The 4,726-nt window shown below is 60.6% G+C and carries 5 protein-coding genes; all 5 read left to right on the top strand.

What is annotated here, in order from left to right; all coding sequences use genetic code 11:
• Positions 1 to 636: phosphate ABC transporter permease PstA (gene pstA, locus QCE88_RS11765; RefSeq protein ID WP_309902008.1), on the top strand; the 636-nt coding region annotated here is incomplete at its 5' end.
• Positions 637 to 651: 15 nt separating this feature from the next.
• Positions 652 to 1,527, top strand: coding sequence for a phosphate ABC transporter ATP-binding protein PstB (gene pstB / locus QCE88_RS11760; RefSeq protein WP_309809049.1), 876 nt, complete (start codon positions 652 to 654; stop codon positions 1,525 to 1,527).
• Positions 1,528 to 1,567: 40 nt separating this feature from the next.
• On the top strand, positions 1,568 to 2,272 hold the full coding sequence (gene phoU, locus QCE88_RS11755) for a phosphate signaling complex protein PhoU (RefSeq protein WP_309832810.1): 705 nt from the start codon (positions 1,568 to 1,570) through the stop codon (positions 2,270 to 2,272).
• Between the two features lie 42 nt (positions 2,273 to 2,314).
• Entirely contained in the window at positions 2,315 to 3,016 is a 702-nt protein-coding gene (phoB, locus tag QCE88_RS11750) for a phosphate regulon transcriptional regulator PhoB (RefSeq protein ID WP_008342029.1), read from the top strand.
• A gap of 119 nt (positions 3,017 to 3,135) precedes the next feature.
• Positions 3,136 to 4,449, top strand: a complete 1,314-nt coding sequence (gene phoR, locus QCE88_RS11745) for a phosphate regulon sensor histidine kinase PhoR (RefSeq protein ID WP_309902006.1) — start codon at positions 3,136 to 3,138, stop codon at positions 4,447 to 4,449.
• Positions 4,450 to 4,726 lie beyond the last annotated feature (277 nt).

Below are 4,726 nucleotides of genomic sequence, written 5' to 3'. Positions count from 1 at the left end.
ATCGTCGGCAGCCTGCTGCTGGTGGTGATCGCGACCTTCGTCGGCACGCCGCTGGGCATTCTCGCGGGCGTGTATCTCGCCGAGTATGGCCAGAAGCGCTGGCTCGCGAGCGTGACGCGCTTCATCAACGACATCCTGCTGTCGGCGCCGTCGATCGTCGTCGGTCTGTTCGTGTATGCGATCGTCGTGGCGAAGATGGGCCGCTTCTCGGGCTGGGCCGGCGTGATTTCGCTGGCGCTGCTGCAGATTCCGATCGTGATCCGCACGACCGAGAACATGCTGAAGCTCGTGCCGAATGCGCTGCGTGAAGCGGCCTTCGCGCTCGGCACGCCGAAGTGGAAGATGGTGATGTCGATCACGCTGAAGGCGTCGGTCGGCGGCATCGTCACCGGCGTGCTGCTGGCGGTCGCGCGTATCACCGGCGAAACCGCGCCGCTTTTGTTCACGGCGCTGTCGAACCAGTTTTTCTCGATGGACTTGAATCAGCCGATCGCCAATCTGCCGGTCACGATCTACAAGTTCGCGATGAGTCCGTTCCCGCAGTGGCAATCGCTCGCGTGGGCCGGTGTGTTCCTGATTACGCTCGGCGTGCTGGGTCTGAATATCCTGGCGCGTGCGATCTTCTCGAAGAAATAAGGGCGGAGTGATTCCATGAATATGGTCGAAAGTGGTGTCAACCACCTGAATTCGAAGACTGAAGACAAGCCGGTCGAACGCGGTCCGGTGCCGGGCAGCGTGCGTCCTACACACGGCGCGCCGTCGCTGGATTCGATGAAGCCGAAGATCGAGGTGAACAACCTCAACTTCTTCTACAACAAGTATCACGCGCTGAAGAACATCAACCTGCGCATTCCCGAGAAGAAGGTCACGGCGTTCATCGGGCCGTCGGGTTGCGGCAAGTCCACGCTCCTGCGCACCTTCAACAAGATGTACGCGCTCTATCCGGAACAGCGCGCCGAAGGCGAGATCCTGATGGACGGCGTCAACCTGCTCGACACCACCAAGGACATCTCGCTGCTGCGCGCGCGTGTCGGCATGGTGTTTCAAAAGCCGACGCCGTTCCCGATGTCGATCTACGACAACATTGCGTTCGGCGTGAAGATGTTCGAGCAGCTGTCGCGTTCGGAAATGGACGATCGCGTCGAATGGGCGCTGACCAAGGCGGCGCTCTGGACCGAGGTGAAGGACAAGCTGCAGCAGAGCGGCTATGGTCTGTCGGGCGGCCAGCAGCAGCGCCTGTGCATTGCGCGCGGCATTGCCATCCGTCCGGAAGTGCTGTTGCTCGACGAACCGTGCTCGGCGCTGGACCCGATTTCGACGGGCCGCATCGAAGAGCTGATCGCCGAACTGAAGAGCGATTACACGGTTGTGATCGTCACGCATAACATGCAGCAGGCGGCGCGTTGTTCGGACTACACTGCCTATATGTATCTGGGTGAACTGATCGAATTCGGCGATACCGAAAAGATCTTCATCAAGCCGGCCCGCAAGGAAACGGAAGACTACATCACGGGCCGCTTTGGCTGATCGTCAGCCCAGGCAAAACACACAGGCTTAAGGAGCACACATGTCCGACAAACATCTTTCAAGCCAGTTCGACGCCGACCTCAATGCGGTGTCGTCGAAGGTGCTGGAAATGGGCGGTCTGGTCGAGTCGCAGATCATCGCGGCGATGCAGGCGCTGAACGAATTCGACATCGGCATTGCCGACCAGGTGATCGTCGCGGAAGCGCGTCTGAACACGATGGAAGTCGAGATCGACGAGGAGTGCAGCAACATCATCGCGCGTCGCCAGCCGGCCGCGCGCGACCTGCGTCTGTTGATGGCGATCTCGAAGACCATTACGAATCTCGAGCGCGCCGGCGACGAAGCCGAGAAGATCGCCAAGCGTGTGAAGCGCATCAACGAAGATGGCGCGGGTCGTACGGTGAACATCGCCGAGATCCGTCTGTCGGGCGAGATGGCGGTGTCCATTTTGCGCCGCGCGCTGGATGCGTTCGCGCGTCTCGACACGGTGGCGGCCGCGCAGATCGTGCGCGACGACAAGGCCATCGACGATGAATTCCGTGCCTTCGTGCGCAAGCTCGTGACGTACATGATGGAAGATCCGCGCACCATTTCGGCGGGGCTCGACTACCTGTTCATCGCGAAGGCGGTGGAGCGCATCGGCGATCACGCGAAGAACATCGCCGAGTTCATCATCTACATCGTCAAGGGCACGGACGTGCGGCACAAGTCGCGCGACCAGCTCGAACGCGAGGCGTTGAGTTAATCCGCCGCGTATCAACCCAAGCAAAAAGGTCCAGAGGTGCCGATGCCCAGCAGTATCCTCGTCGTCGAAGACGAACCCGCGATCTCCGAGCTGATCTCGGTGAATCTCCAGCATGCGGGGCATTGCCCCATTCGCGCTTATAACGCGGAGCAGGCGCAAAACCTGATCAGTGACGTGCTGCCCGATCTCGTGCTGCTCGACTGGATGCTGCCCGGCAAGTCGGGCATTGCGTTCGCGCGCGAGCTGCGCAACAACGAGCGTACGAAGCACATTCCGATCATCATGCTGACGGCGCGTGGCGACGAGCAGGACAAGGTGCTTGGACTCGAGATCGGCGCGGATGACTATGTCACCAAGCCGTTCTCGCCGAAGGAACTGATGGCGCGCATCAAGGCGGTGCTGCGCCGGCGCGCGCCGCAGCTGACGGAAGACGTGGTTGCGATCAACGGCCTGCGGCTGGATCCGGCGACGCATCGCGTGGCCGCGAGTCATTCGGGCAACGACATCAAGCTCGATCTCGGCCCGACCGAGTTCCGCCTGCTGCACTTCTTCATGACGCATCCGGAGCGTGTCCATAGCCGCACGCAGTTGCTCGACCAGGTGTGGGGCGATCACGTGTTCGTGGAGGAGCGTACGGTCGATGTGCATATCAAGCGTCTGCGTGCCGCGCTCAAGCCGGCTGGCTGCGATGCTATGATCGAAACGGTCCGCGGCAGCGGTTACCGGCTCGCGAAGAGCGCCTGAAGCGTGGCCTGATGCGGCCTGACGCGGCCGGGCGGGTTTGACGCTTGAGGTGCTGCCGGGGTGTTGTCGGGTTTGCCGCCGGGTTTGCTGGTTCAACGTCACTCAGATTCATCGCCACCATGAACATCATCTGGACGCGTGCCATCGTGTCCTTCGCGCTGCTCGCGGGCATCAGCGCCGCGCTAGGCGCGTTGGCCGGCGTGCGCGTCGCGCTGGCCTTCGCGGTGCTCATGCTTGTCGTGCAGGGCTTCTTCGTTACGTATCACATGCAGCGCCTGTGGCGTCTGCTGGAAGCGCCGGTCTACGGCGAGGTGCCGAGTGCGCTCGGCGTCTGGGGCGAGATCTACTACCGTCTGCACAAGCTCGCGAAGCGCTGGCATGCCCAGGTGCGGCAGGTCGAGCAGCAGCATGCGCGTTTCATCCAGGCTATCCAGGCCTCGCCGAACGGCGTCGCGATGCTTGACGACCACGATCAGATCGAGTGGTGCAACGCGATTGCCGAGCAGCATTTCGGGCTCGATGCGAAGCGCGACTTGCGCCAGCACATCACGCATCTCGTGCGTCATCCCGACTTCATTCGCTATCTGAACTCACACCATTACGAAGAGACGCTCGTGATGCGCGGGATGGGCGTGAACCGCAAATACACGGTGTCGGTGCAGGTGTTTCCTTATGGCGACAACCGCAAGCTGGTGCTTACGCAGGACATTACCGAACTGGAGCGCACGGATTCGATGCGCCGCGATTTCGTCGCCAATGTTTCGCATGAGTTGAAGACGCCGCTGACGGTGTTGTCGGGCTTTCTCGAGACGATGCGCGAATTGCCGCTCGATGAAGCGGATCGCATGCGTTATCTCGACATGATGGATCAGCAGGCGCTGCGCATGCAGAACATCGTGCGGGATCTGCTGGTGCTGGCGAATCTCGAAGGGGACATGCGTCCGCCGGGCGATGAAGTGCTGGACATGCGCTCGGTCATCCGGCATATCGAGGACGATGCGAACAATCTTTCGAATGGGCGGCATCGGATCACTTTTCATAGCGATGACTCGCTTACCGTGGCGGGTGTCGAGACTGAAGTGATGAGTGCGCTGGGTAATCTCGTTACGAACGCAGTGCGGTATACGCCTGACGGCGGGACGATTGATGTGTCGTGGGAACGGGTCAAGGATCGTGCGGTGTTCTCGGTGCGGGACAGCGGGTTCGGTATTCCGGCGGAACATATTCCGCGGCTTACGGAGCGGTTTTATCGCGTGGATAGGAGCCGTTCAAGGGATACCGGTGGGACCGGTTTGGGTCTCGCCATCGTCAAGCATGTGCTGCAACGGCATCATGCGGAGCTTGATGTCAAAAGTGAAGTCGGGAAGGGGAGTACGTTTGTCGTCAGGTTTCCCGCTTCGCGGACGGCTTTGAGGAAGTCTTTGGCAGCATAGGGGGTGGTTGCTTGCTTGCGCTTGTTGTTATTCGCTTGCGCTTCTATGGACTTCCTGCATTCGCATTGGTCTATTAGCACTGCCCCTCCGCGGGGCGGAGGTCTTCGCTCTTGGCTTTCGCGTTGTTGCTTCTGTTGGTTTGCGCTTCCATGGACTTCCTGCTTTCACGTCGGTCTGCTTGCACTGCCCCTCCCCGGGGCGGGGGTAACTTTCTTTGCGGCTGCAAAGAAAGTCACCAAAGAAAGCAGCTTTCTTACCGCCCAAGGTTCACTAGCGG

Source organism: Caballeronia sp. LZ035, from assembly GCF_031451175.1.
Taxonomy (GTDB): domain Bacteria; phylum Pseudomonadota; class Gammaproteobacteria; order Burkholderiales; family Burkholderiaceae; genus Caballeronia.
This window is presented reverse-complemented; position numbering and strand designations above follow the sequence as displayed.